The sequence below is a fragment of the Vibrio sp. 10N.261.54.A5 genome (assembly GCF_041471145.1).
Lineage (GTDB): Bacteria > Pseudomonadota > Gammaproteobacteria > Enterobacterales > Vibrionaceae > Vibrio > Vibrio crassostreae_C.
In genome coordinates, this window is sequence record NZ_JBFRNU010000056.1 from 1 (window position 1) to 23,697 (window position 23,697).

The following is a 23,697-nucleotide window of genomic DNA, read 5'->3' on the forward strand; positions in this document are numbered from 1 at the left end:
GTGATGGAGTTCAAATTTATTGAAATTGATGTTTTTCGTATTAAACGTGGCAAAATGTCGAGATAAATTGAGTGTTTTATTACAATTTAATATTTATATGTAATTGATATATAAGAATATTTATTCTTGAGTGGCGTGGTAATATTGTGCTTATATTAAATTTAATATTTTCCTTTGTGATAACATAGTGACACAGCTGATAATTTGGCAAAAAATGGGGTGTTGACAGTAAAATTCAAATTGGCACTATAAATACACCATCCCTTCCAAATCCATCCTCTTCAATTTTATTAGCCATAACTGCGCCATAACATAACTGACCAACATGCAACCTTTTTAAGTTGGATAATCTGTTGATTTAAATCAACTTTACGACGCTTGCATATCTTCAAAGCTGTTATAGGTTAATAGGTGAGTTTCAAGGCTGCAGGCGCATTTAGGAAATATATCTACGTCAGGTATGCTGAAAGTAAGATGAACGGAAGTAGGAGAGCACATGCCAAATCTAAGTCAGAAGACCACATATCAATACATTGTAGACCTAGAAGATGAGAAGTTAGCCACAGCTCAGACAATGGAAGAACAGCTAACTATCCTCAACCACTTTAGAACGATGCGTGATGCTATCTATCAACGGGAATTAGAGTCATTTCTTACAGCACACTAGACAGATTTGTTTGCTGGCTGCGGTGGTCTTACTGGATTAACCACTCGTCGTGGTTAACCAAAAACTTACAGTAGATCTCACAGCCGAAAATCTGCGCTGGAATACTGTCTATATATACAGTATATTTCATGTGTAAAATGTAAGGATATTGATATGTCTAAAGAAAAACAGTTATTTCAATCTGCACTCGACGTAATCATTGATGGTGTGGCTGTCAGTTCGGCGGGGGAAGGTAGACAGGAAGCTGGTGTGATCTTGTTGGAAGGATTACTAACTAAATACGGCCATTTGGTAGACGATGAAAAACAAAAAGCCATCCGTTCAATCATTGGGATGGCTGCTGAAGTGGATAGTCCAATATTCAGGTTATAGCATGGAGAGTTGTTGTTTTAGCTCTGCTCTGTGTTCTGGTGCTAGCGCTTTTACCATATTGAAGGCGAGCTGCGAGGTGGTTTTAGCACTAGGGCTAAGTGAATGGCTAAAAGACAAATTCATCACAAACGAGTGGCCACATTCAGGGTCACTGCAAGAGCAATATAAATCTGCGTACTTAGCACTTATTCTGTTTGATTTCTGGATGCGGCTTTTTTCACCGCATTCGGGGCAAAACACTCTCATAACAATGACCTAGCTGAACTGACTGACAGTTCAATATTAAGCCATAAACTGTGTTTTTGTACAGGTTTATGAGTTTTCCCCGGTAGTAACATCAAACTTTAGATGTAGGCTTTTTATGTTTCTGATTTCCGGGTCATTGTTCACTTCATCCATAATCAGTTCGCAAACAGGTATGATCTCGTCTTTGGCGTATTCACTACCAATTTTGATTGGGTCGCCTAAGCTGGTTGTCCCTTGTGGAATAATGCCAGCCTTACCCACTGGGAAACGATGCCCCACTAAGATGTCTTGCGCTGTAATATTCTTGATGCGTTCAAATTCATCTTTCGTTGCAATGTCACCTACAGGGATTAGCTGAATACCTTTCTCTGCACCTCCGGGAATGTTGACGAACATACTACGGAAGTTACCAACGCCTTTAGAGCTGGCGATCTTGTCTTTCAACATCTTTTCGTCATCATCACTCAAGTTTGGGTCAGTCGCATAGAAGATAAAACCCATATGAGCACCGTTCTTGTAGTATCGGCGACGAAATAGTGTGGCGTCTTTGTTTAGTAAACTGCTTTGTAAGCTGCCCAAATAGTCAGGTAAGCCATAAATCTGTTGTTGTAAGTCTTCTTGGGGTAAGAAAATAATGTCATTCGCCTTATAGACACGTTGCTTGTTGTCACGCTCAAGTAGCACAAAGTCACCGTTTTTACGTCGGCGTAAGTACATCGTTGGTAAAGGGAACAAACGAACAACACGCTTGAAGTGATCGCGGATTTTTAAAAAAGCAGCGTCACCAAAAGTGAAGTAGTTATTGCAAAAAGATTGAATCTGCCGACGTCTGGCACCTCCGCCAGTGGTGAAACGAGCAGCAACATAGTTTGCACGAGCCTTTAAAAGTGAACCATGATAGGCGTTTGCGCGTGAAGTCTCTGCCAAACCTTGTCGTGAGATTGGCGGTTCCCAATAGTCGTCGGAGTCGTTGTAGAACAATTCAGAGTAAGACGTCATCCAACTGGTTGAGTCGATTGCTTCTGGCGAAGAGTCAATGTGATAAACAGACTCTGCATGTTGTTCTTCTTGCTTAACTAGTGTTTCTGTTGTGTCGGTCATGCTGCAGTGGCCCAAGTTGATTTGGTTGGAGTATCGTGATCTAACGGTTCGTTAATGATGGCGTGTGAAATAGCCCAAAACGCATCGGCGTGGCCTGTTGTTTCACTTCGCTCTGCTTTAAAGGTCATAGCGTTACCGCTATTGGTTGGTACTCGCTTAATAGCCATGAATGCCATAGCAATGTCTTTGTGTTCGGCATCAAACTGCAGGCGCTTGGCTTCTACAATGTCGATCATCTTCATCACAAGGCGATTCTTGTTTTCGTTGCTGTAATGTATGGCGTGGGCTTCACGTGGGTGTTTTTTCTTGATTAAGTCCCAGACACCGCCGCCAATCCCCGTAGTGTCAACGCCTATGTAAGTGACTTTGTAGCGTTTAAATACCTTTTCAATTTCACTTACGTGGTACTGGAAGTTAAGGCCTTTCCAGTAGTGTTTCTCTAAAACACGGAATTTCTCACCTGCAACTGCAGGCGGGGCTATGACGACTAAGCAAGCATTGTCACGGGTGCGGCTAGGGTCATAACCAAGCCATACTTCACGCCCGGCAAACGGTGATTTTGTTTTTGGTTTGAAGTCTTGCCAGTGGGCAGAGTCAACCATACCTTTTTCGAGATCAGAGAATTTGAATACAGATAAAGAGCCGTCGACGAAGACACACATAAACAGGTTGTCGAAATCGTCTTTACTGTATTCGTCCTGCAGTTCTTCAATATCAAATAGGTCACAACCGCCTGCAGCAGCGTCTTCGATAGTAACGACATAACGCCACTGCTTATCAGGACAAGGCACACCTCCATCGCGGTATTCATCGAATGTAGGAAACTCAATCTTAGCGCGTGAATCTCTCCCTTTTCGCCATTGGTCGCCCGTCCAAAATGGGTACGCCTGGTGCATTTTCGATGATGGGGTCGAAAAGTAGGTTTTACGCCATTTCTTATGGGTAGCCATTGCCGAAGCGAGTTTGTTTAGTTCGTCAAACTTCGGTATCCAGAAGTATTCATCAACATACACATGGCCGTGGTAACTTTGCGCGGTTTTGCTGTTGGTTGATAAAAAGCGAAGTTCAGCACCATTAGAGAGAATGACCGGGTTCCCGGTCAGCTCTATGTCTAAGAACTCTTTTGCAATAGCAATGATGTAGCTGCGAAAAACTTCCGCTTGAGCGCGTGACGCTGACAAAAAGATTTGATTGTCACCAGTTAGAATCGCATCTTCTAAAGCTTCACCACTGAAATAGTAGGTTGCACCAATCTGGCGGGATTTAAGAATGTTACGAATACGCTGTTTGATGTTGTTGCGCATTACGTGTTGATAGGCGAAAAGCGAATCGTGCCACGTGGCAAAGTCTTCTTCACTCAGTTCGCTAATGTCATTCTTTTTGCCTTTACGTTTCTTATTCGATTTTGAGTTGCTGCCAGATTGCTGATCACCACGGTTACTTTTGTTCTCGTGTTTTTTGTTGCCAGCATTTAAAGGCTGTTCACCTTGCTGCCTTTCTTGTGCCCTTTGTTTCTTCAAAGCTGCGTGATGCTTGATAAGCCTATCGAGCATGTCTAGCTGGTTCTTGCTTGGGTCTTCCAACTCGAGCAACGTTTGAATGCGGTTAGCTATTGCTTCATCAATAGTTTGTTCACGCAACATATCGCGCCAACCGAATTTATCTGCCCAGTAATAAATGATGCGCTCATTATTCAGGTTCAGTTCGGTAGCGATTTCACGTGGCGTCCAAGCTTTCAAATAGAGTGCTCGGGCGGCTTGTCGTACTTCGGGAGAATATGCCATAAGCGCATCATACGCCCCGAAATCTCGCAAATGACTAACTTAAATTCGGATGAATTCGGATATGGGCTAAATCCGAATTTCTAGGAATTGAAGTGGCTGAAACCACCTATTCAAAGGCGTATTGTTTGCCGTGACCGAGATTTATTTGACGTGATTTAACTAGGCAAACGACAAACATGAGCAAAACCAGTGATTGGAAAATTGTTGCAACTGAGGGGGCTACTGTAGATGGTCGCCAAATAACTGCAGCATGGATTAAAGACATGGCATCGCTGTATTCAACTTCTGAGTACACCGCGATGATCTGGCCTGAACACGCACGTTCTCACTGGAATGTGTTTGAGGGTAAAAACTGGGGTGTGGTTGAAGAACTAAAAGCCGAAAAGAAAGACGGCAAGTTGAGACTATTCGCCAAGATTACGCCAAACCAATATTTGCTTGATGCTAACCAAGATGGACAAAAGCTATTTACATCTATTGAGCCTAATCCTGATTACAAGGGCGAGGGGCGATGTTACCTGATGGGCCTAGCTGTGACTGACTCCCCAGCATCTACAGGAACAGACCGCCTTGAGTTCTCACGCAAGCAAGGTGAAGTGACCAAGATTGAATGTAGTGATCTTGAAGAGTTAGACGTGTCCGAATGCTTCACAACAAATCCTATCTCTAAGTTTTTCTCAGATTTGGCAAAACATTTCCAATCTGGCGGGGCACTGCCAGAAATTACACCTGTAGAGCCTGAACCAGAGGACATTGACGTGACTCCAGAGCAACTAGAAGCACTATTTGATAAAAAATTTAGTGCCTTAAAAACCGAGCTGAAAGATGAACTCAAACAAGAGTTTTCGCAGCAAAACCCAGAACCAGAGCCGGAAGTAAATACAGGGGCAACTGTTGAACAGTTCTCTGCAGCTTTGGATGACAAGCTAAACCCACTGGTAGAAACAGTGAACGGTTTGGTATCGAAATTTAACAAACTTTCACAAGAAGTGCCGGGACAAGAGCCGGGTGGTGAGGGTGCGAGTGACAAAATGGAAGGAGTATTTTAATGCTGAATGCTGTTTCAACGAAATACTTAGCGGAGTTCAGTTTATCCGTAGCTCAAGCCGCTGGTTTAGATGTCCCTTATGGAACGTTTAACATCACACCACCGATGGAAACTGCTCTACGTCAGGCAATCTTAGAGTCTCATGAATTCTTAAACATGATCTCTCTGTTACCTGTGCAGCAGATTAAAGGTCAAGTGGTAGATGTTGGTAATGATGGTCTTTCTACAGGTCGTACTTCATCAGGTCGTTTCAGTCGTGAAATGGGCCAAAGTGGTAATACCTACGAACTGACTAAAACGGATTCTGGTGCTCATATTCTTTGGGAAACCATGACCCAATGGGCGAACTCAGGGAAAAAAGGCGAATGGTTGAAACTAATGCTAAACGCGATTTCTCGTGTGTTTGCATTGGATATTCTCCGTGTAGGTTTCAACGGTACATCAATCGCAACGCCTACTGACCCAGATGCTAATCCACTAGGCCAAGACGTAAACAAGGGTTGGCTTACAGTTGTAAAAGAGAAGAAAGCTAGTCAAGTTTTGGCATCTGCGAAGCTAGACCCTACTGGTGCAGCAGCGGATTCGTACAAAAACCTTGATTCGTTGGTACAAGACCTAATCAACACAACTATTGCTCCAGAACATCGCCAAGACCCTGATCTTGTCGTGTTAGTTGGTTCTGATTTGGTCGCGGCTGAACAACATCGTTTGCTAGAAGCGGCAAATTCACCGACAGAACATAAAGCGGCACAAGCTCTTGCAAAAACCATTGCAGGCAAAAAAGCTTATATGCCTCCGTTCTTCCCTGCTGACCAAGTGTGGGTGACAAATACTAAGAACCTACAAGTTCTTACCCAAGCAAACACACAACAGCGTCGCCAGAAAAACAATGACGATGAGCTACGTTTCGAATCTAACCATATTCGTATGGAAGGTTACGCAGTGGGCAACCTTAAAAAGTTTGCTGCAATCGAAACTGTCACTGTTGTTGACCCTGCGCCAGCAGCATAAGGGGTGAAACATGGTTAGCCCATTAGCAAGACAGCGTAAACAAATTCTTGAAAAGCAAGCTAACCAGTCTGCATCGGAATTGATTTCCGGTGCAGATACCGAAAGCCTGCACATCAAGCTGATCGACTTTGAAGAAGATCGTAAGTACCTAAAACAGCTGAATGCTATCGAAGACAAAGTGAAGCATAAGCGAGAAGTTTTAGTGCCTAAGTACAAACCGTACGTGGAAGCTTACCTAGCAAAAGGCGAAGTATTCGAAAACCCAATCTTTACCAACATGGTGATCTGGCTGTTCGATGTTAACGACATGGAAACCGCTATTGATTGGTGTTTGAAAGCTATCGAGTTGGATTTGCCTACACCGGACAACTTCCGCCGTGATTGGCCGACTGTCTGCGCTGATGCAGTGCTTGAGTGGGCAGAAAAAGAATCTGGCCGTGGTCATTCAATTGAGCCTTATTTCAGCAAGGTGTTTGAAAAGGTCGAAAAAGAGTGGCGATTGCATGAAGAAGTTCATGCCAAGTGGTACCGATTCGCAGGCTTGTACCTTATTCGAAATGAAGAAGGCCAACCACAACCAACAGCTATCGGGAGCTTAGAAACACTAGAAAAAGCTTTGGTGCTACTGCAACACGCTCACGACAAGTACGACAAAGTGGGTGTGAAAACCAAGATTGGTCAAATCGAGCAACGTATTCGCGCGATTAAAGACAACAAGAATCTGTAAAGACTCCTACGCCGCCGAGCCTCGGCTGGTGAGGTAAGAGTGCCAATAGGCTAACTCGATACCGTCGACCCAGTGGCTAGAGGCTCACTTATTCCTTAATACAAAGAGCAAGGGTAATTCGATGTTTAATGGTTCATCTGGAACAGATTATCAAGACACCAACATCACCAATGACGGTTTTTGGCCAGACATCAATGCAGGTGATTTTGAAAAACGTCGTGGTGTTCCTGCACATATGGACAAAGAAGCCATTGCTTACGCCGTAGCTGCTGCGATTGCACAGCTAAACATTGAATTACAAACGACCAAAGAAAAATACCAAGAAAGTGGATTCGCTAAAGCTTCTGATGTGACAGGGCAACCGAGTATCGGTGAAAAGAATCTTTTGGTCATTTTGTATGAAAAGGCTGTGTATGCGAGAGCCAAGGCAGATTTATTGCCAGAGTTCGCAACCCAACAAACTAAAGATGCCGGTGATCGAGTAGCTGAAAAAGAAACTGATACAAAGGATAGCTTGCTTGCAGAAAGTCAGCAGCACGTTAGAGCAATTAAAGGCAAAGGCCGAGTGGGTGTGGAGCTTATATGAGTATTGAGTCTAAAGGTCAAAGCGAAATGGGCTATTTGCTACAAACGCTCACTGCTCACCTACTGACAGTCATCCCTAAAAAGTGCCACAAGTTACTTGAATCGTGGATGGATGGTGCAGAGTTGCAACTTACACCAAAGCATCAAGGCTTGGGGTTTGATTTAGGAATGATGGAATACGAAGCCGTCATTTCAATAGAACGGTTTCCCTTTAGAGAGTTTGAGCCAGCTATCGTCATGGCTTCGGTTATGGCTTGGTTACAAAGCAATGACCCATACCGTGAAACTTATGAACTGCAAGACCCTAGATTCAAAGTTGAGCCAGAAAGTGACAATACAGCCAATGTAGAAATTGATATTCAGTTTATTGAACCTGTCACGATGATCGAAGACGAAAGCGGGGCTATTCATTGGCATGGGAAGCAATACAGCTTAGCCGAATATGAAGTTTGGATAGCTGAGCGATTCACCTTGGATTTAAAACAATGATTGAAGTCCAGTGGGATCAAAAGGGTGTGCTTAGAACAGGCGAGATCTTGAAAGCCCTTGCCATGCCAGCAAAAAAACGAGAACGCCTTTTGCGTAGAGTCGCTAAAGAAGTTCAAAAAATATCAAAGCGGAATATTACCAGACAGCAAAGCCCTGATGGTAAAGCGTGGAAAGGTCGAAAGAACAAGCGTAAGGGCAAGCCTAAAAAAATGCTCACAGGCTTTAAGAAGCTGATTTATGTCAAGGCTGGTACCCAGAAAGCGACGGTCGGCATTAAAAAAGGCGACTACGGAATTCATGGAGCTTTTGTTGCCAACTTCCATCAAAAAGGGCACAAGCGAAAAGCACATAAAAACAACGTTCCTAAAGGGCGCAAGCAAAAGCTAAATGACAATGACATGTGTACTCGTGGTCAAGCGATTGCCTTAAGGGATATTGGTTATGAAGTCTATGCAAGGCGAATTAACCCTAAGGCTAAAAGAGGCTCAAAGCGAGTCCCAACCATTAAGTGGATGACTCAAAACCTAACTCAGTACGAAGTTAGAGGCGCATTTAAGCAACTTAGGGAACTTGGCCTAGTTCGGATTAAGAGTACTTGGGAAATTGTTGTACCACCTCGCAAGTTCCTAGGGGCTTCAAGAACAAACTTGAGAAAGGCATGGACAAGAGCTTTCCAAGGCATTGATTACGGTTGGAACGTTCAACCTAAACACCTAAAAAGAGGATAAATACTCATGGCATGGCCTACCGTCATTATTAACATTCTGAACATGATGCGCGGACCGATTCCGGGCGTTGAATTTCACTTTCTGTTTGTTGTGTACGGCACAGTCGCAGGAACAGAGCGCAACCTAATCATGGTGGACAACACCACGGATTTTGCAGATAGCACGTTCGATAACATCGACCCTGTGCACATGCTTACGCTAAAAGCCGCCCAGTTAAACGGGAAACAAAACTGGACTGCAGGTGTGATCGTCTTAGACCCCGCAGACAGTTGGCAAGCCGCAGTGTTTAAAGCCAATGAAACATCAAGCTTTGAAGCCGTTGTGCTTGATAAGCCAGATACAGGCACATCGACTCTTGAAGATGCTGTTGCTTTCCGCACTGAATTGAAAAACAAGTTAGGCCGTGAAGTATTCATGATCTGCACCTTGCCGGGTATCAATGATGATTCGGTGACGGGTGAAACATGGGCGGAGTGGTTGGCAGCAACAGTCGCGGTACCAACAAGCATCGCAAGTGAGTACATCACCGTTGTTCCTCAAGTTCACAAAGAAAACTCAACAGTCGGTATTTACGCTGGCCGTTTAGCAAACCAAGAAGTCTCTATTGCTGATTCCCCTGCACGAGTAAAAACAGGCAGCGTACTGGGTAGCATGACTCTGGCAACGGATAAAGACGGCAAGCCGTTGGAGTTGGCAACCCTTAAAGCACTGGAAGCAGCTCGAATTGCGGTTCCAATGTGGTACCCAGATTATCCGGGGCAGTACTGGACAACGGGCCGTACTTTAGATGTTCCGGGTGGTGACTTTCAAGATATTCGCCATATCCGTGTTGCGATGAAAGCAGCCCGTAAAGTTCGTGTACGTGCGATTGCTCGAATCGCTGATCGTGAGTTCAATTCAACGCCGGGCAGTGAAGCAAGCGCAAAACTCTACTTTACCCAAGACCTGCGCGAAATGGCGGTAGTAACGAAAATTGGTGATTACGAGTTCCCTGGTGAAATCAAACCGCCACAAGATGAAGACATCACCATCACTTGGATTAACAGTGAAGAAGTGGAAATTCTGCTAGCTGTTACGCCTTATGAGTGCCCAGTGAAAATCACGATCGGCATCATGCTTAACCAACGTCTAGGAGAGTAATAAATGACTTCTCGTTATACAGGTCGAAGCTTCGACGTAAACATGCTGGGTGTTCTGGTTCATGTGGAATCGGCAACAGCAACCATCAATGACGAATCAGCCGTTGATAAAGAACGTGGAATACCAACGGGCTTTACGCATGGTGCAGTTAGCTGTGATGTGGAATATGAGTTGGATTTAAACAACTTCCGCAAGTTGCAACAAAAAGCACGTGAAGCAGGTAGCTGGCGCGGCATCAAACCTCACGATTGCATGTTCTATGCAAATACAGGTGATGACGAAGACAAAGTTGAGTTGTTCGGTGTGAAACTTCAAATCTCTGATCTACTGAGTGTCGACCCTAACAGCAGTGATAAGACCAAACGCAAACTGAAAGGTTTTGTAACGAGTCCGCACTTTGTCCGCATTAATGGTATTTCATACCTGAGTTCAGACGACACACGCGGTCTGCTTTAAGCCTAACCAGAGAGATAACGAATGCCGGATTTTATCGACCATGCCAGTAGTAATGAAGCCAAATTCACCGAAATGGCTATTGCAAGCCAACTTAAACGGTCAGTGCAGACAGGCCAACAAGAAAGCGCGAAAGAGTGCTACGAGTGTGGCGATGAAATCCCAGAAGCGCGTCGAGTTGCTATAGCGGGGTGTCGTTACTGTGCATCTTGCCAAGCAGAGCGGGAGTAACGGAATGAAAGACTGGTACGACAAAATAACCAGCGGAATTGCTTACCTAATGTCATTGGCAGGTATGACTATCAGCAAACTGACATTTGAACAGTGGTACTTCATCTTATCGCTTGTCATTGGTCTGGCAGCTCTAGGGTTGAATTACTGGCATAAACGAGCGATGCAGCGTATTGCAAGCGAAAAAGGAGTGGCACTAAGTGAAACTGACTAAACGAATTATTTGTTCTGTCGCTGCTGTGATCGGTTTGGTTACAGGTGGTGTGACACTGAACAGTTCAGAACTCCCAACTGGCACCGTGACGATTTCAGGTGTGCAAGTAGGCGAGCTAAGAACTAGCCCAATTGGTTTGGAAATTATCGGTGATGCAGAGGGGTGCCGACAAGACCCGTACACATGCCCTGCAGGACTGGCAACTAATGGCATTGGAAACACTCATGGCGTAAATGATCAAGTGGTGTCTTTGGAGCAAGTTGCAACCGACTGGGTGAAGAACTTGCAGCAGGCTGAACAATGTATCAGTCGTGCAGAGGCAGATTCTGGCAAGCAGATGTCACAAGGTCAGTTCGATGCATTCACTTCTTTTAGCTTTAACACTGGCTGTACTCGATTTATGCGAAATCGTGATGGTAGTGAAACGCAGATTTATCGCTTCATCAAACAGGGTGACTTTACTAAAGCCTGTCATGAGTTGCCAAGGTGGGTTTATGGCGGTGGTGTGAAGTTGAAAGGTTTAATTGACCGTAGGGATAAAGAGCATGATCGCTGCCTTTCCATTCAAAAACATCAAATGGGTTAAGTGGCTAGTTATTGCTGCAGTGGGGGTTGCCATGGTGTCGATGTGGTTAATGTTGAAAGCTAGTAAGTCTGAGCAGGCCGCTTTAAGGGCACGTTTAGATAATGCGTTATCAACCAATCAAGTTAGCCAAGCAACCATTGAAACACTCACCCAAGAAAACAGTGATGCAAATCGGTTACTGGTAGATAGAACAAGGCTGCACAGCACTATAGAGGGAAAGCTCAATGAAGACATTGAAATGCTTCGACGTCAATTGGCCGATGATGAATGTTATCAAAAGCCTTGGCCTAGTGATGTTGCTAACAGGTTGCGCGAACCGTACTGAGTTAGTTGCAACTCAAGTCGTCGTCAAGTTACCTCCTGCTGGGCTGATTGTTCCGTGTCATAAACCAGAAATTCAAGGCACTAGCCCGTTAATAACTGCTAGTGAAGATGTACCCAAATTAAAAGCGGCCCTGAGTAAATGCGCACAGCAGGCCGAAGATTATTTGCAATGGCGTGCCAAGCACGAAGCTAAGCACACAAAAGACGAAGAGAGAAGAAAATGACTAAACCTGCTTTCACATCAAAACCTGTAGTAGTGGCTATCGGTGGTACTGATTTCGAATTCACTCCAACGGTGCAAGATGCGAACAACCATACCAATGACATGATGCCGAATAACAAAGTGGCTCCTGCATACACGTATTTGACTCGCACTGTTAAACCAGAGCAGAAAGATGCGCTGATCGAGTTACTTGATAGCGTGCCCGGTCTAACCATTGAGCTGTTCGCAACGGTGAGTAATGCCTCTAAAGGTGGCATTGAAATCTTACTAAAAAAATAACCGACAGGGCAAAGCGGATTGAAGATAACCCACTTGAACAAGCCTTTGCCCTGCGTCGTCATTTTCTACCCAATGAACCAGACGACGAACAAAGTTTAAGCCGCGCTATCTGGCTGGATAAACACCAGTTCGAATGCGAAGAAAGAGCAGTAATGAGCGCAATCAGCAGATTGTTCAGTAAATAGTAGAAGTAAAGAGCGGGTAAGCATTACGCAATGAGTATGGAAAAGCTATTGATGCACGTGGCACTGGTTGATCAAATAACCAAGCCACTGCAAGGCATTACCAAACAAGTGCAATCTTCCATGGAAGCAGGCAAGCAAGGCATGCAGAACATGGCGACAGGTGGCGCGGGTTTGGTTGCAACTGGCTTTGCTATTCAAAACGCGTTGATGCCTGCGATTGAAATGGACAGAAAGTTAGGCGAAGTGAAATCACTGGGCGTACTGGATGAGGATCTTACCCAGCTTTCAAAAACGGCACTCTGGACATCGGTTCAATATGGTAAGTCAGCGACAGATATTGTCGGTGCCTCATACGATATTAAATCGGCATTTGGTGATATTAGCGGTGCTGAGCTTTCAGATATTACCAAAAGCTCAGCAGTACTCGCGGCCGCAACCAAAGCTGACACGGCCACCATTACCAATTATATGGGCACTATGTACGGCATATTTAAAGATAGTGCCGATGAAATGGGAACTGGGATTTGGTCTAAGCAAGTCGCTGGCATGACCGCTCAATCTGTGGAGATGTTCAAGACTACGGGCGCAGGCATGAGCAGTGCGTTTACCAGTGTTGGAGCGAATGCAACGGCGGCAGGTATTGCCATGGAAGAGCAAATGGCGATTCTTGGTAAGTTACAAGCAACAATGAGTGGCAGCGAAGCGGGTACTAAGTATCGCGCTTTCTTGGGTGGGGTAGCAAAGGCCCAAGATGAACTAGGGCTCAGTTTTACGGATAGTCACGGCAATATGCTTCCAATGCTGGATATCCTTGAAAAGCTCAAAGGTCAGTATGGCGATACGCTTAGCGTAGCGGAATCGGCAGAGCTGGATAAAGCGTTTGGCACAAAAGAAGCGACAGCCATGATCAAGTTGCTCATGGCTGATACCGAAGGGTTAGCCGGGAGCATTGAAACACTTGGCCAAGTACAGGGCATGTCAAAAGCTGAACAGATGGCAAGCGACATGACCGACCAATGGGAACGCTTGCAAGCCGTTTGGTTTGCCGTTCGCGCAGCCGTGTTTGGTGCCATTCTTCCATCTATCAACGCAGTTGTTGGTTCGATGGCTGACGGATTGATGATGGTTGTCGGTTGGACAGACGAGTTTCCTTTTCTGGCCGAGATTCTGGGTTATGTCGCAATTGCAGGTTTATCTCTTGGTGGTGTGGTGGCAACACTGTCACTTGCAATGGGAATCGGACAAATGATGTCTGCAGGTTGGGCTGTCACATTGGCTAGCTTAAACGGCATCATGAAGTTACTGCGTATCAGTGCGATGGCAAGCACTGCCGCCGCTTGGTTGTTCAACGCAGCGTTATGGGCGAACCCAATCACTTGGGTGGTGGCGGGTATTGCGCTACTCATTGGTGGATTTGCAGCGGCAATTTATTGGTGGGACGACTTAACCGCCGCCTTCAAAGACGCTTCTTGGTTTGATGTGATAGCAGGAGCAATTGAGGGGCTTGTTGATTTACTCAATATGATCCCTGGTGTTGATATTGAACTGGGTAGCAAGGTTGACACACCAGAAGTGAGTGCAGCAGTTCAAGCAGAGCGTAACGCACCTAAATCTATTCAGCCAATGGCGTTCGAAGCCCCAGAAGTGCCAACGGGTAACGGTGGCAGCATTGCCGAATACAAACAGCCGGGAGCAATGCCAACACTACCACCAAGCATGGTTCAAAACGTAACGACTACCCATAAACCGCAAGGCGGTAGCATGAACTCATACGGTGACGTTTACATCACTGCACCGAATGGAATTACACCAGACCAGTTAGCCGAATGGGACGAACTCAATGCCGGATAGCCATTTATCAGAAAGCAAAAAGTACATCGACATTAAAGTGATTGACGGCGGCTGGGATATGGACGCTGGTCAACAGCCTGCCGAATGCAGCGATTTATACAGCATCGCACAAGATATTAAGCACGCCATTATGGAGTCGGGTTTGGCCCGTCAATTGGTTGCTGAACGTAACCCAGCGTTACGCGCTGATGTGATGGTGCAGATTGAGCAGTTAGCCGAGCGTGATGTGAGAGTCGTTCCCGGCACTGCAACGGCAACAGAGTTAGAAGCGGGTGAAATCACCTTAACCGCAACCGCTTATGAATATGGTGATCTAGAGCTTTCTGTAGGAGATAACGGGGCATGAGTAAACGACCAAACGCAGACTTTGTTGAGATTCTAAGTGAATCGGGTGTGCCTGTTACCGAAGATGAATTTGAAGCCAAGCTAAAACAAGAAGTCGTGGGAGCTGGCAGCAAGGTATCTAATGACTCTGAAATGTCACCGTTTTGGCGATGGGTTCGTGCTGCTGTAGTAACACCATGTGTGTGGCTGATCAGAACACTACTAGCAGAACACGTCATGCCAAATATGTTTGTGGCAACGGCAGAGCGTTGGGCTTTAGAGCTGAAAGCTTGGGAACATGACATCGAGCCGAAAGACGCAGAGAAAACACAAGGCAATATCACCTTAACCAAGGCGAACGCTGCTGATGCTGTCACGATAGAAGCGGGTAAAGTGGTTCAAACCCTGCCAATTGATGGTGTGGTGTATAAGGTTCGAGTGCTTGCTGAAACCGTGATTGATGCGGGGCAGTTAACGGGCAAAGTGCTGGTTGAAGCATTCGAAGCAGGTGCAGCTTTTAACTTACCTGCAGGTTACTTCAATATCATTCCAGAAGAGATTCCGGGCATTGTCGATGCGGTTAACGAACCAGACTGGATAACCAAATTAGGCGCAGACGCTGAAAGCAATGAAGAACTGGCACTGCGTATTCAGAACGCTTTCACCAGTTCGGGTGAATGGCACATAGATGATGTTTACCGCTCCATTATTTCTAGTGTTGCCGGGATTCGTAGCGACAACATCTATTTCAACAATACAGGTGAAGTGACACCGGGCACTGCAGAAGCATTGATCTTGATGGAGGTCGGAGCAACACCACAACCCGTTCTTGACCAGTTAAATGACCACATTATGGCTAAAGGGCATCACGGCCATGGTGATGTGCTGACTTGTAAAGCTATTCCAGATACAGAGCACGATGTGATCGCCGATGTGGTTTTGGTGGTGAACTTAGACGAGGCAACCAAGGTTAACGAGCTGCTGGAAGTCGAAGACCGTATCAGAGCGGCATTTCGTGAGACTGCCGCTTATCCAGAAATGACCCGCGCCAAACCAGAAAGCCGCTTTAGCCTTTCTCTACTTGGTACTGAAATTCACACCAATATGGCGCAGGTCGAGTCGGTAAAGTTCACCGTAGGCGGAAAGGTTCAAGAGGACATTATCAGCGAACTAGAGCAGCCACGTTTGAAAACGCTAACGGTAAGGTAGTAAGCCATGTCTGAACCTCAAAGCTACAACCAAGAGCAACATGCACCAGAGTTACCGGAAACGGTTATTCCATGGTGGCAAGACGGCGGCACCACATCGGAAGAAGTCAAAGAACCGCACTTTCTATCAAAAGGCGTGTTCGCATTTTTCCAAATGGTTTGGGGTTGGCTGCTGTTTCCACTTCGCCAAATGGATGCGCTGACATGCAGCGAAAACACCTTGGAGTTAATGGCTTGGGATAGAGACATCAAACGCTTTGAGGGTGAACCGCTTTCGCTGTTTCGTAAGCGAGTGAAATACGCTGCCGTGAATGCCAAAGACGCAGGCAGCGTTGCAGGGTTTAAGCGAATTTTTGAAAGGTTGGGCGTTGGCATCGTTGCGTTTAAAGAGCGTGAAGATGCAGTGCAGTGGGATGTTTGCACCATTGAACTAACAGACGGTGATATTTCCAATAACACTAAGTTGGTTCAAACACTGATTGAACAGTATGGCCGGACGTGTCGCCGTTACCGTTTTCAAGTGACGTTCCCGACAACCTTAACCGTTGCCAGTGGTGAGTTCTCACACAATTTCAGCTTGTTTCTAGCAGAGACTAAGCAAGCCGTTGAAATGAACGTGAAACCACAGCCAGTTGAACATCAACAACAAGTATTTATTGCCAGCCTTTAGTTGGTAAACATTTGTATAGCCAGTTAAAGAAAAAAGGGGGAGGTACCCAATGAGCCAAACGGCAATCCCGCTCGAATTTGAGCGTTACTTGCAAAATCAGATTAGTGTCGGTGATGCACCAGACATGAACGAAATGATTTTTGCACACATTCCGGGGCTAGACCCAAGCCAGCCAATTGACCGTGAAAATGGTTTGCCTGATGTTTCGCTATGGGTTCACCAACAAGACATCGACCAAGTGGGCAAACTTGGTGACAACGCTCTGGCATATTCAGTTGTGATCCCCGGAACCGTTGCAGAGTTCACCTTTAATGCGATTTATCTACGTGACAAGAATGTGCCAAATTCTTGCGGAATGGCGGTGCACAAAGCCATCGAGACCAAAGAAAACGGCATGGCGAGCACTAAGTCATTGGTGCAAGCCTATGACGGAGCCGCACAAATTGCTGGAATTACCGTTGATGCATCGACTTGGCAGATTGACTATCAAGCACGTTTGAAAGGTATCGAAGAAGACCACCGTTTGGCCTGCTTAGATAACTACGGTCACACGGCTTTTGTTGATGGGTTTGACGTAACCCAACAAGCTGACCCGAACAAATACAAAGTGACTCCTGGTGTTGTTTATGTCGGTGGTTTACGTGGTGTGTTAACTGGTGAAGTGTTGCAAACCATTACCACTAAACCCAACGGTTTGTATGTCGATGTTGTTCGTCAAGGTACCGCGCTGTCAGTGTGGGAAAACAAAGTCACGATTGCAGTTTCTGAAACCGAGCTAACCGATTATGTGGACGGTAACGGTGATAAGCACTATGTCGCAAAACTGGTCGGAATTAATGCCGATGGTTCAGTGGTTGATTGGCGGGTTAAGGGTGGTTTGGATGAGTTTGAAATGCTTTCTCAGTTTCTTCCATACAACCCAGAAAGAACTTACACAACTGGTGAAATTTGTTACACCAAAGACCAATCAACGGGTGAGTTGAGTTATTGGCAATGGTATTCAAATGTTGAGTCGTTGGCGGGGAAATCGCCGCTACTGTCAGCGCACCGTCACATAGGCTGGACGGATAACACCAAACCGTTCTATTGGGTGCCATATACAGGCGATCAGGTTGGTATGCCCTTTTATTGGCTAGATACCTCAGCGCCAGAATGGGCGGTCATGGAAATTAATGTGGATTTGTCAACGTCCGTTTATTGGCGTTTGGCTCGCCGTTATCCGCACCTAGTTAATGGTAACACAATTAATACTGGTGAGATTCGCGGTGAGTTCTTGCGTGTGCTCGACCAAGGACGCGGAGTTGATGGTGGTCGATTATTGAATAGTGCCCAAGGTGACGCATTTAAATCTCACTATCACAAAATGACAACAGCAGACATCGCCGATCCGAACAGTGCATTCACCCTGAACGATAGGAATAGTGACATCATTGCATCTAGCGATAACTTCCTTAATGGGCAAAATGGTGAATTGAGAACAGAAAGGTTCGGAACATCAGCAGAAGGTATTGAAGAAACACGACCAAGAAACGTTGCACGTGCAATGGCTATTGCGATTTAAGGAGTTAACATGACGAATAAATACTATTGGCCAGTTGATCCATCAACCAAAGAAGTTGGCGAACCAGTGAAAGCTATGTACCGAGGTGGGATTTATCATATTCCACGTACAGCTTTAAAAAGCAAACCAGTAGATGGAACAGACGGTTTTGTTGCGATTGCAGTGACAGGTGATGACGGTTTAGCTATTGGTTCAGAATTGATAGAAGACCACCGAGATAAAACGGTGTATGACCAATCAAACTGTGACAAATGCCAAAAAGTAACAGAGCTTGGTCCATTGCCTAACGGCTGGACTTTAGAAGTGCCAACTACAAGGTTTGATGAATGGAACGGCACCGCTTGGGTAACAAACGCAAGTAACAAATACATCGCTGACTACAACCAAGTAGATAGTGCTCGTCGAGCTGCCTACCGTGAAGTTAGTGATCCGCTTTATATGGAAGCATGGCGCAAAGAGTCAAAAGGCTTAATAGATGAAGCGGCAGCGTTCAAACAGCAAGCGGATGCTGCAGTTGAGTTAATCAAAGATAAACACCCTTGGCCGATTCAGCCAGAGCTTCCTACCGAGGGTTAAGCCGTATGTGGAAACAGTCCTCACTAAGTTGGCCTAGCAGTTCACAAGCAATTCAAACCAGTGCCGAGCAGGTAACAGACCAAATCGGCACAACGATGAATGATGCAGTTAGCCGCTTAACTAACCTTGAAAGTGACGCCAGTTATGGGCGTCACTCTTTAAGTGAAGAAGCGAATGCGTTAATTGGGTTGCGTGGTGATCTTGAATCTTTGTTAAGAACTGGCACTGTACTAACCGCAACACCTTACCAGTTTCAAGTTGGCACCAAGCTGGATTCGGGTTGTTACCTGAACCCACAGGCAGCAGTGAAAGTGTTAGCTGGTAAGCTGCGTGATCATGCTGACAAGTACAGACCTTTACCAAAAACAAAGGGCGGCAATCTTCATTGTATTACGCTTATGGTGACCGCTTCACAATTAGCACAGTTCGCTAATCAGTTGGCGGATCTTGTTTCCGTGTTTCCTTTACCAGATTGGTGTCAGGTGGCTAGGCAAACTCAAGCACTCGTGACCAATGAAACCGATAAGCTTCACCAACCTGCCGCAATCGTCCAACCTCGCTTTAAACCAATGGCGAAACTCAATGCCAATCCACTACATGACGCTTTGCATTGGCAAGGGGCACAAATCGCCACACTTGAATCGTTAGCTGATGACGCAAACCATGTGATCGGTAAGTTGCAGGCACTGGCAGCAAAACGAGCCAGTAAGTTGGGCGATGTCAAAGCGCAGATAAATGCACTTAAAGACCTAAAGGGCAGTGTTTACGCTTTTTCTGTTTCTGGTAGTGCTGAAAGCATCGCAACGCAGATTAGCCAAGCTGGTGCGCCAAACAATCATCAATTCACCGTGGCGAGTCTATTGCTTAGCCATGAACCAATGATCTTTTTTGAGGAGTTGCTATGTTAGCTCTCGATGGTGTGCCGGTTAACTTAGACTCGATGAAAGTTGAAATGTCGATGGAGTTAAAAGACCAAGACATGAGCGGTCAATCATCGGGTACCGATACGGCAGAGCAAGGCGATAAAGGCAAGAAACTGACCTTTAGTGGTCGTGTGCCTTTCACACGTGTAGAAACGCTCACCCAGTTGTATTCGCTTGCATCGGACAAAGACGAAACCAATACACGCAGGGTTTATCGGATTGGTAATGATATTGCGTTAGCACTCAAGATTCGCAACGTGAAATTCACTGGCCGTATCAATGCGAGAGAGCATGAAACCTTACAGGCTTGGAATGTTTCTTTTGAGCTGAGAGAGCACAACAGTGTTGCAGAGCAAAAAGAGCAACGTGCCAAAGAGCAAACCAAACCAGAACAACGAGAAAATACACGGCTAAAACAGGCACTGAATAACGCAGAGGAAGCAACGCAATGAAGCTAGAAAAACGCCTGTTTATTAGTGGTGAAGAAGTCAAACTGGTTAGTAACATGGTGAGCCTAAAGCTATCCCTAGGAAGTGTTGCAATCTTCGAAATTGAAACCAAGGAAAAGCCAGAGCAGTTCGCGTCTGTACGTTTTGATATTGGTTATGAGAACAAAACCGCCCCTTGGTTTGAGGGGTATATCGACAAAGTTCAACCTGCAGCAAATGGCTACCATAAAGTTACGGTTAAAGAACTGGTTGGAATTTTGTCTAAACGCTGGGCGGTTAGCTTAGAGCACCCAACCGCAGAGCAGGTGATCGGACTTCTTTCGGATATGACAGGGCTTGAATTCAATCTGCCTGATGCTGACTACATCAAAACCACTATTCCAAACTTTGTTTGCCAAGGAACGGGCTATCAATGTTTAGAACAAGTCGCCAAGGCGTTTTCTATTCCTGATTGTGTTTGGTTCCAACATACTGATCGGGTGGTTTACTTCGGTTCGTATCAAGGTAGCCATTTCAACGACAAACCTATGCCTATACCTGAAGAGTTCACCAGTCGCCAAAGTGGTAACAGTGTCACCTTTGTTCCGTTCCCTATGCTAAGGCCGGGCAGAGTTATGAACGACAAGCGAGTTAATCGAGTTGATTTGATTCAAGATGAAATGACCGCTTATTGGAAGACTGAACAATCAGAAGTGCCGCCAAAGAAACGTGAAACGCTGCAGAACTTCCCAGAGTTGGCAGCAGGTTTTCATTTGCCTAAGTTTGGCCGTGTTGAGGCAGTAAGAGACACAGCGGCAGCCGGGCAGGTTGCTGACCCATTCCGCCCAAGGTTTGCGGTAGATGTTCAGGTGCTTGATGAAAACTTAAATCCAGACATTAATGTGCCTGTCTATCGTTCGATTCCATTGCCTGTTCATATGAGTGGGCATGAATCTGGATTGCTGTCTTACCCTCTAGAGGGAACACTAGTTGAAATCGCTTTCGCTTATGGACGGAATGACAGACCTATCATTCGTGGTGTTTATGGCCGTGAATATGCGTTGCCTTCGATTGAGCCGGGGGAACAACTGCAGCAGCAACGTGAAGAGGTCAGCAACCGAATTGATGCAGCAGGAAACACAACCCAGAAGACCGACCAAACGCAAAACCAAAAAGCATTTGAAAAGCTCGACCAAGTAGAACGCTATCGTGGTGAATTTGGTCAGCACCATATTTTGGTTGATGAGCACAGCATTGAAGAAGTGATCGGCAAAAAGCTTATTGAAGCACTAGGCGCAATTAACCTAATAGCAGGTGATGACATTGTGCTAGGCAGCTTGGGCAACATGCAAACCGCGACCGCTGGCGAATTGGTGGAGACTATCGGCAAAGTTCGCCGAAGTATTGCTGCTGATCACCAGTGGCTGCAGTCACCAAAAACGTGGGTAGGCTCTAAGCAAGAGAACGTCTTGATTCTTCTGTCTGAACTTATGCAGGTAGTGAAAGAACTTGCCGACACATTAGCGACTCATACGCATAGTGGTGTAGTAGCTGGCCCGGCAACAACTAAAGCACCAGTTCAAGCGAGTGCCATTAGTGGGCATGGCTCGGATAGTTCCAACCTTAAAGGGCGACTAGACCCAATTACACAAACAAGTTAGCCCACAGAAACGCCCACAATCAACGCAGCCAAACGGCTGCGTTTCTTTATGCCTGCATCAAGGCAAAACCAGAACACCACCACTACGGGGCAAACAGCTACCACAGAGCCACGAAACACAACGACCGGATGACAAAATCCGCACTCTCCTCACCCGCCTGCGCGGTTTTTCGATCAGTTTTTTTACAGTTTTTGAGTTATGAAAAATCAGGGAGTCAGAAAGCCAAGCAGATGAGGAGCAAAGCCTTTTGCTATAAGGGGCTTCGGGGTGTAGCAAACACTCTCAAAATAGCTGAAATAGCCCTATATAGAATTTCAGTCATTTCAGTTTTTTTCAGAAAATTGAAAAATTAACGATCAAAAAAGATCTTGTGCATTTTTTAACTTACTGATAAATAATGATTATGGTGGTTTTTGTCACTGTTTTGATGATCTGAAAGGAATTTTTAAAGATCTCTTTTGTGTCTTGTTAAGCTAGATATGACAAGGCTTGAAAGCGGATTTTAGTGGATTTACATTTTTCAAAACAGAACAGCCTGAAAATTAAAACTCTCGCTGTTGAATTCGAGTTTATGGAGTGACGAAAAGCGGGTTTTGTTCTGGATTCCAGAGAAGATGATGAGCGAAATGATACCAAGCGGTGGTGTTGATATTTTGAAGGGGTTGGTTGCGTGAGTCTGATAGAAGGTTTTCGATAGCAGTTTCAGTGATGAGCATTAGTTTTGTTTACTGGATTGTGTTCTAATTATCCATCTATTTTAAAAGAGACTTTTAATTTATGTATTTGAAGGAACTTGATGGTTTAAGAGGCCTTGCTGCACTAAACGTTGTAGTAGCTCACTTTCTATGTGCGTTTTTACCTTTTTTGATGAGTAACAACTACCCAACAATATTTGCTTCGCTTGATACCCCAAGTCAGCTGACTCTTGTTCTAAGTAGCCCTTTTACGACGGTGTTTTTTAATGGTCACTTTGCTGTAATGGTGTTCTTTGTTCTCTCGGGGTGTGTGCTAACACTTCCATATTTTTCTAATTCTTGTATTACTTTGAGGCGAAGGGTGTGGGGCAGGTATGTGAGGTTAGGTTTACCTGTAGCAGCTTCGATCACTATTGCGTATATATTGTTAAAAACGGGTGTTTACTACAATAAACCAGCGGCCTCTATTTCTGGCTCAACGGGGTGGCTAAGCAACTTCTACAACGATGTGTCATTTAATGATTTTCTAAGTTTAGTTTTTTACAAGGGAATTATTTTTGGGGATGGGGCTTTAAACCCACCGTTATGGACTTTAAAAGTTGAGTTTCTAGGTAGTTTGCTTCTACTGGCTTTTTATATGGTTAAGCCGAGAGGGAACGAACTAAGGGATGTTGTCCTGCTTGGGGGATTCTTGTTCTTCATTTTGGGTACTGAGAGCATCTATTATCTATGTTTATTTGGAGGAGCCTTATTGAACACCTTAGAGAGACTTAAGTTTAAGTGGTTAGTGCTGTTTTTAGGTTTGTACTTTGGGGCATATCAGTACGAATCGTTTTTATATAAATGGCTCCCAACTACTTTTAGTCTGGATAGTAAAACACTCTACAATGCTATTGGAGCGTTAATGTTAGTCGCGAGTGTAAAGCATGGGTGTTTTAAGAACTTCCTTACAGGTAAGCTCTGCCAGTTTTTAGGACAAGCTTCATTTTCAGTGTACTTAATCCACCTTTTGGTTTTATGCTCACTTATCAGTTACCTCTATGTGATGCATGTATCATCAACAATAGGTTTAATGGTTTTATTCTTATTTTACATAATTATGAGTTATGTTTTTGCTACTTTGTTTCATTTAGCTATAGATAAACAGTCTACGAAGTTGTCTAGACATCTATCAAGTAAAATAATTTAAGATCTTTCAGTGACAGCTTTGTTGCTAGGGCGCGTTGATCTTTCTTGAGTGTTTTTTGAACAGTATGGTAAAGGGTTAGTGTGGACGTTTTCGGGACAAAATAAACACTTAATTGATTTATCTATTTGTTTTTATTGGGTTAAGAGTTTAGTGCTCAATAAGATCACATCTTGAACCACCCGAACCGCTAGTTAACGAAGACTAGGGCGTGTTGATCT

29 protein-coding genes are annotated in these 23,697 nt (G+C 45.0%); 26 read left to right on the plus strand and 3 right to left on the minus strand.

Annotated elements, in window-relative coordinates:
• The first annotated feature begins 496 nt into the window (after window positions 1-496).
• Window positions 497-667 (plus strand): hypothetical protein, encoded by a 171-nt coding sequence (locus AB4329_RS17325; protein WP_372138870.1) that lies wholly within the window; start codon window positions 497-499, stop codon window positions 665-667.
• Between the two features lie 153 nt (window positions 668-820).
• Complete coding sequence (locus AB4329_RS17330; protein WP_372138872.1) at window positions 821-1,039, plus strand: hypothetical protein; 219 nt, start codon at window positions 821-823, stop codon at window positions 1,037-1,039.
• Here AB4329_RS17330 and AB4329_RS17335 read toward each other — a convergent pair.
• From AB4329_RS17335 to AB4329_RS17345, 3 genes are all read right to left on the minus strand, one after another.
• Window positions 1,034-1,285 (minus strand): ogr/Delta-like zinc finger family protein, encoded by a 252-nt coding sequence (locus tag AB4329_RS17335; RefSeq protein WP_285409104.1) that lies wholly within the window; start codon window positions 1,283-1,285, stop codon window positions 1,034-1,036. The two genes, AB4329_RS17330 and AB4329_RS17335, sit on opposite strands and share 6 nt — an antisense overlap.
• A 66-nt stretch (window positions 1,286-1,351) precedes the next feature.
• The gene (locus AB4329_RS17340; protein WP_206368891.1) at window positions 1,352-2,386 is read right to left on the minus strand and encodes a phage portal protein; all 1,035 of its coding nucleotides are present in this window, start codon (window positions 2,384-2,386) and stop codon (window positions 1,352-1,354) included.
• A complete protein-coding gene (locus AB4329_RS17345) occupies window positions 2,383-4,170 on the minus strand; it encodes a terminase large subunit domain-containing protein (RefSeq protein ID WP_372138873.1) in 1,788 nt (595 codons plus the stop codon). Before AB4329_RS17345 ends, AB4329_RS17340 begins: the two co-directional genes overlap by 4 nt.
• Window positions 4,171-4,346: 176 nt before the next feature.
• On the opposite strand from AB4329_RS17345, the gene AB4329_RS17350 reads away from it, so the two are divergent.
• The 24 genes from AB4329_RS17350 (at window position 4,347) to AB4329_RS17465 (ending at window position 23,479) form a co-directional block, all read left to right on the plus strand.
• Window positions 4,347-5,219 (plus strand): GPO family capsid scaffolding protein, encoded by an 873-nt coding sequence (locus AB4329_RS17350; RefSeq protein WP_132941696.1) that lies wholly within the window; start codon window positions 4,347-4,349, stop codon window positions 5,217-5,219.
• On the plus strand, window positions 5,219-6,229 hold the full coding sequence (locus AB4329_RS17355; protein ID WP_372138874.1) for a phage major capsid protein, P2 family: 1,011 nt from the start codon (window positions 5,219-5,221) through the stop codon (window positions 6,227-6,229). The genes AB4329_RS17350 and AB4329_RS17355 overlap by 1 nt, the downstream gene beginning before the upstream one ends.
• 10 nt (window positions 6,230-6,239) lie before the next feature.
• Window positions 6,240-6,956 carry a terminase endonuclease subunit gene (locus AB4329_RS17360; protein WP_372138877.1) on the plus strand — a complete coding sequence of 239 codons (717 nt, stop codon included), beginning with the start codon at window positions 6,240-6,242 and terminating at the stop codon, window positions 6,954-6,956.
• Window positions 6,957-7,077: 121 nt separating this feature from the next.
• Entirely contained in the window at window positions 7,078-7,542 is a 465-nt protein-coding gene (locus tag AB4329_RS17365; RefSeq protein WP_076653605.1) for a head completion/stabilization protein, read from the plus strand.
• Window positions 7,539-8,030 carry a phage tail protein gene (locus AB4329_RS17370; RefSeq protein ID WP_076653602.1) on the plus strand — a complete coding sequence of 164 codons (492 nt, stop codon included), beginning with the start codon at window positions 7,539-7,541 and terminating at the stop codon, window positions 8,028-8,030. The genes AB4329_RS17365 and AB4329_RS17370 overlap by 4 nt, the downstream gene beginning before the upstream one ends.
• A complete protein-coding gene (locus AB4329_RS17375) occupies window positions 8,027-8,758 on the plus strand; it encodes a phage virion morphogenesis protein (protein ID WP_372138879.1) in 732 nt (243 codons plus the stop codon). Before AB4329_RS17370 ends, AB4329_RS17375 begins: the two co-directional genes overlap by 4 nt.
• A 6-nt stretch (window positions 8,759-8,764) precedes the next feature.
• Entirely contained in the window at window positions 8,765-9,898 is a 1,134-nt protein-coding gene (locus tag AB4329_RS17380) for a DUF2586 domain-containing protein (RefSeq protein WP_132941691.1), read from the plus strand.
• A 3-nt stretch (window positions 9,899-9,901) separates the two neighbouring features.
• The gene (locus tag AB4329_RS17385) at window positions 9,902-10,354 is read left to right on the plus strand and encodes a phage protein (RefSeq protein ID WP_038157303.1); all 453 of its coding nucleotides are present in this window, start codon (window positions 9,902-9,904) and stop codon (window positions 10,352-10,354) included.
• A gap of 21 nt (window positions 10,355-10,375) precedes the next feature.
• Window positions 10,376-10,582 carry a TraR/DksA C4-type zinc finger protein gene (locus AB4329_RS17390; protein ID WP_076653592.1) on the plus strand — a complete coding sequence of 69 codons (207 nt, stop codon included), beginning with the start codon at window positions 10,376-10,378 and terminating at the stop codon, window positions 10,580-10,582.
• Between the two features lie 4 nt (window positions 10,583-10,586).
• Complete coding sequence (locus tag AB4329_RS17395) at window positions 10,587-10,796, plus strand: HP1 family phage holin (protein ID WP_112460238.1); 210 nt, start codon at window positions 10,587-10,589, stop codon at window positions 10,794-10,796.
• Complete coding sequence (locus AB4329_RS17400) at window positions 10,783-11,382, plus strand: lysozyme (protein ID WP_372138881.1); 600 nt, start codon at window positions 10,783-10,785, stop codon at window positions 11,380-11,382. The genes AB4329_RS17395 and AB4329_RS17400 overlap by 14 nt, the downstream gene beginning before the upstream one ends.
• A gap of 224 nt (window positions 11,383-11,606) precedes the next feature.
• On the plus strand, window positions 11,607-11,930 hold the full coding sequence (locus AB4329_RS17405; protein ID WP_372138883.1) for a hypothetical protein: 324 nt from the start codon (window positions 11,607-11,609) through the stop codon (window positions 11,928-11,930).
• Entirely contained in the window at window positions 11,927-12,208 is a 282-nt protein-coding gene (locus AB4329_RS17410) for a putative phage tail assembly chaperone (RefSeq protein WP_372138885.1), read from the plus strand. Before AB4329_RS17405 ends, AB4329_RS17410 begins: the two co-directional genes overlap by 4 nt.
• A 50-nt stretch (window positions 12,209-12,258) precedes the next feature.
• Window positions 12,259-12,393: a DUF6890 family protein gene (locus tag AB4329_RS17415; protein ID WP_372138900.1), complete on the plus strand. Its 135-nt coding sequence runs from the start codon at window positions 12,259-12,261 to the stop codon at window positions 12,391-12,393.
• A gap of 30 nt (window positions 12,394-12,423) precedes the next feature.
• Window positions 12,424-14,244 (plus strand): phage tail tape measure protein, encoded by a 1,821-nt coding sequence (locus tag AB4329_RS17420; RefSeq protein WP_372138887.1) that lies wholly within the window; start codon window positions 12,424-12,426, stop codon window positions 14,242-14,244.
• Window positions 14,234-14,590, plus strand: a complete 357-nt coding sequence (locus AB4329_RS17425; RefSeq protein WP_029627313.1) for a DUF2590 family protein — start codon at window positions 14,234-14,236, stop codon at window positions 14,588-14,590. Before AB4329_RS17420 ends, AB4329_RS17425 begins: the two co-directional genes overlap by 11 nt.
• Window positions 14,587-15,777, plus strand: coding sequence for a baseplate J/gp47 family protein (locus AB4329_RS17430; RefSeq protein WP_372138889.1), 1,191 nt, complete (start codon window positions 14,587-14,589; stop codon window positions 15,775-15,777). The genes AB4329_RS17425 and AB4329_RS17430 overlap by 4 nt, the downstream gene beginning before the upstream one ends.
• Window positions 15,778-15,783: 6 nt before the next feature.
• Entirely contained in the window at window positions 15,784-16,446 is a 663-nt protein-coding gene (locus AB4329_RS17435) for a phage tail protein (protein WP_372138891.1), read from the plus strand.
• A gap of 49 nt (window positions 16,447-16,495) precedes the next feature.
• Window positions 16,496-18,007, plus strand: coding sequence for a phage tail protein (locus AB4329_RS17440; RefSeq protein ID WP_372138892.1), 1,512 nt, complete (start codon window positions 16,496-16,498; stop codon window positions 18,005-18,007).
• A gap of 9 nt (window positions 18,008-18,016) precedes the next feature.
• Window positions 18,017-18,583: a hypothetical protein gene (locus tag AB4329_RS17445; RefSeq protein ID WP_372138893.1), complete on the plus strand. Its 567-nt coding sequence runs from the start codon at window positions 18,017-18,019 to the stop codon at window positions 18,581-18,583.
• A 5-nt stretch (window positions 18,584-18,588) separates the two neighbouring features.
• The gene (locus AB4329_RS17450; protein WP_372138894.1) at window positions 18,589-19,491 is read left to right on the plus strand and encodes a hypothetical protein; all 903 of its coding nucleotides are present in this window, start codon (window positions 18,589-18,591) and stop codon (window positions 19,489-19,491) included.
• A complete protein-coding gene (locus AB4329_RS17455; protein ID WP_076653566.1) occupies window positions 19,485-19,958 on the plus strand; it encodes a DNA-binding protein in 474 nt (157 codons plus the stop codon). The genes AB4329_RS17450 and AB4329_RS17455 overlap by 7 nt, the downstream gene beginning before the upstream one ends.
• Window positions 19,955-21,595, plus strand: a complete 1,641-nt coding sequence (locus AB4329_RS17460; protein WP_372138896.1) for a hypothetical protein — start codon at window positions 19,955-19,957, stop codon at window positions 21,593-21,595. The genes AB4329_RS17455 and AB4329_RS17460 overlap by 4 nt, the downstream gene beginning before the upstream one ends.
• A 777-nt stretch (window positions 21,596-22,372) precedes the next feature.
• Entirely contained in the window at window positions 22,373-23,479 is a 1,107-nt protein-coding gene (locus AB4329_RS17465) for an acyltransferase family protein (protein ID WP_372138898.1), read from the plus strand.
• The last annotated feature ends 218 nt before the right edge of the window (window positions 23,480-23,697 follow it).

Bases quoted from the DNA above. Each gene is read 5' to 3' on its own strand.
- AB4329_RS17325 (WP_372138870.1), top strand. From the start codon at position 497: ATGCCAAATCTAAGTCAGAAGACCACATATCAATACATTGTAGACCTA.
- AB4329_RS17330 (WP_372138872.1), top strand. From the start codon at position 821: ATGTCTAAAGAAAAACAGTTATTTCAATCTGCACTCGACGTAATCATT.
- AB4329_RS17335 (WP_285409104.1), bottom strand. From the start codon at position 1,285: ATGAGAGTGTTTTGCCCCGAATGCGGTGAAAAAAGCCGCATCCAGAAA.
- AB4329_RS17340 (WP_206368891.1), bottom strand. From the start codon at position 2,386: ATGACCGACACAACAGAAACACTAGTTAAGCAAGAAGAACAACATGCA.
- AB4329_RS17345 (WP_372138873.1), bottom strand. From the start codon at position 4,170: ATGGCATATTCTCCCGAAGTACGACAAGCCGCCCGAGCACTCTATTTG.
- AB4329_RS17350 (WP_132941696.1), top strand. From the start codon at position 4,347: ATGAGCAAAACCAGTGATTGGAAAATTGTTGCAACTGAGGGGGCTACT.
- AB4329_RS17355 (WP_372138874.1), top strand. From the start codon at position 5,219: ATGCTGAATGCTGTTTCAACGAAATACTTAGCGGAGTTCAGTTTATCC.
- AB4329_RS17360 (WP_372138877.1), top strand. From the start codon at position 6,240: ATGGTTAGCCCATTAGCAAGACAGCGTAAACAAATTCTTGAAAAGCAA.
- AB4329_RS17365 (WP_076653605.1), top strand. From the start codon at position 7,078: ATGTTTAATGGTTCATCTGGAACAGATTATCAAGACACCAACATCACC.
- AB4329_RS17370 (WP_076653602.1), top strand. From the start codon at position 7,539: ATGAGTATTGAGTCTAAAGGTCAAAGCGAAATGGGCTATTTGCTACAA.
- AB4329_RS17375 (WP_372138879.1), top strand. From the start codon at position 8,027: ATGATTGAAGTCCAGTGGGATCAAAAGGGTGTGCTTAGAACAGGCGAG.
- AB4329_RS17380 (WP_132941691.1), top strand. From the start codon at position 8,765: ATGGCATGGCCTACCGTCATTATTAACATTCTGAACATGATGCGCGGA.
- AB4329_RS17385 (WP_038157303.1), top strand. From the start codon at position 9,902: ATGACTTCTCGTTATACAGGTCGAAGCTTCGACGTAAACATGCTGGGT.
- AB4329_RS17390 (WP_076653592.1), top strand. From the start codon at position 10,376: ATGCCGGATTTTATCGACCATGCCAGTAGTAATGAAGCCAAATTCACC.
- AB4329_RS17395 (WP_112460238.1), top strand. From the start codon at position 10,587: ATGAAAGACTGGTACGACAAAATAACCAGCGGAATTGCTTACCTAATG.
- AB4329_RS17405 (WP_372138883.1), top strand. From the start codon at position 11,607: ATGAAGACATTGAAATGCTTCGACGTCAATTGGCCGATGATGAATGTT.
- AB4329_RS17410 (WP_372138885.1), top strand. From the start codon at position 11,927: ATGACTAAACCTGCTTTCACATCAAAACCTGTAGTAGTGGCTATCGGT.
- AB4329_RS17420 (WP_372138887.1), top strand. From the start codon at position 12,424: ATGAGTATGGAAAAGCTATTGATGCACGTGGCACTGGTTGATCAAATA.
- AB4329_RS17425 (WP_029627313.1), top strand. From the start codon at position 14,234: ATGCCGGATAGCCATTTATCAGAAAGCAAAAAGTACATCGACATTAAA.
- AB4329_RS17430 (WP_372138889.1), top strand. From the start codon at position 14,587: ATGAGTAAACGACCAAACGCAGACTTTGTTGAGATTCTAAGTGAATCG.
- AB4329_RS17435 (WP_372138891.1), top strand. From the start codon at position 15,784: ATGTCTGAACCTCAAAGCTACAACCAAGAGCAACATGCACCAGAGTTA.
- AB4329_RS17440 (WP_372138892.1), top strand. From the start codon at position 16,496: ATGAGCCAAACGGCAATCCCGCTCGAATTTGAGCGTTACTTGCAAAAT.
- AB4329_RS17445 (WP_372138893.1), top strand. From the start codon at position 18,017: ATGACGAATAAATACTATTGGCCAGTTGATCCATCAACCAAAGAAGTT.
- AB4329_RS17450 (WP_372138894.1), top strand. From the start codon at position 18,589: ATGTGGAAACAGTCCTCACTAAGTTGGCCTAGCAGTTCACAAGCAATT.
- AB4329_RS17455 (WP_076653566.1), top strand. From the start codon at position 19,485: ATGTTAGCTCTCGATGGTGTGCCGGTTAACTTAGACTCGATGAAAGTT.
- AB4329_RS17460 (WP_372138896.1), top strand. From the start codon at position 19,955: ATGAAGCTAGAAAAACGCCTGTTTATTAGTGGTGAAGAAGTCAAACTG.
- AB4329_RS17465 (WP_372138898.1), top strand. From the start codon at position 22,373: ATGTATTTGAAGGAACTTGATGGTTTAAGAGGCCTTGCTGCACTAAAC.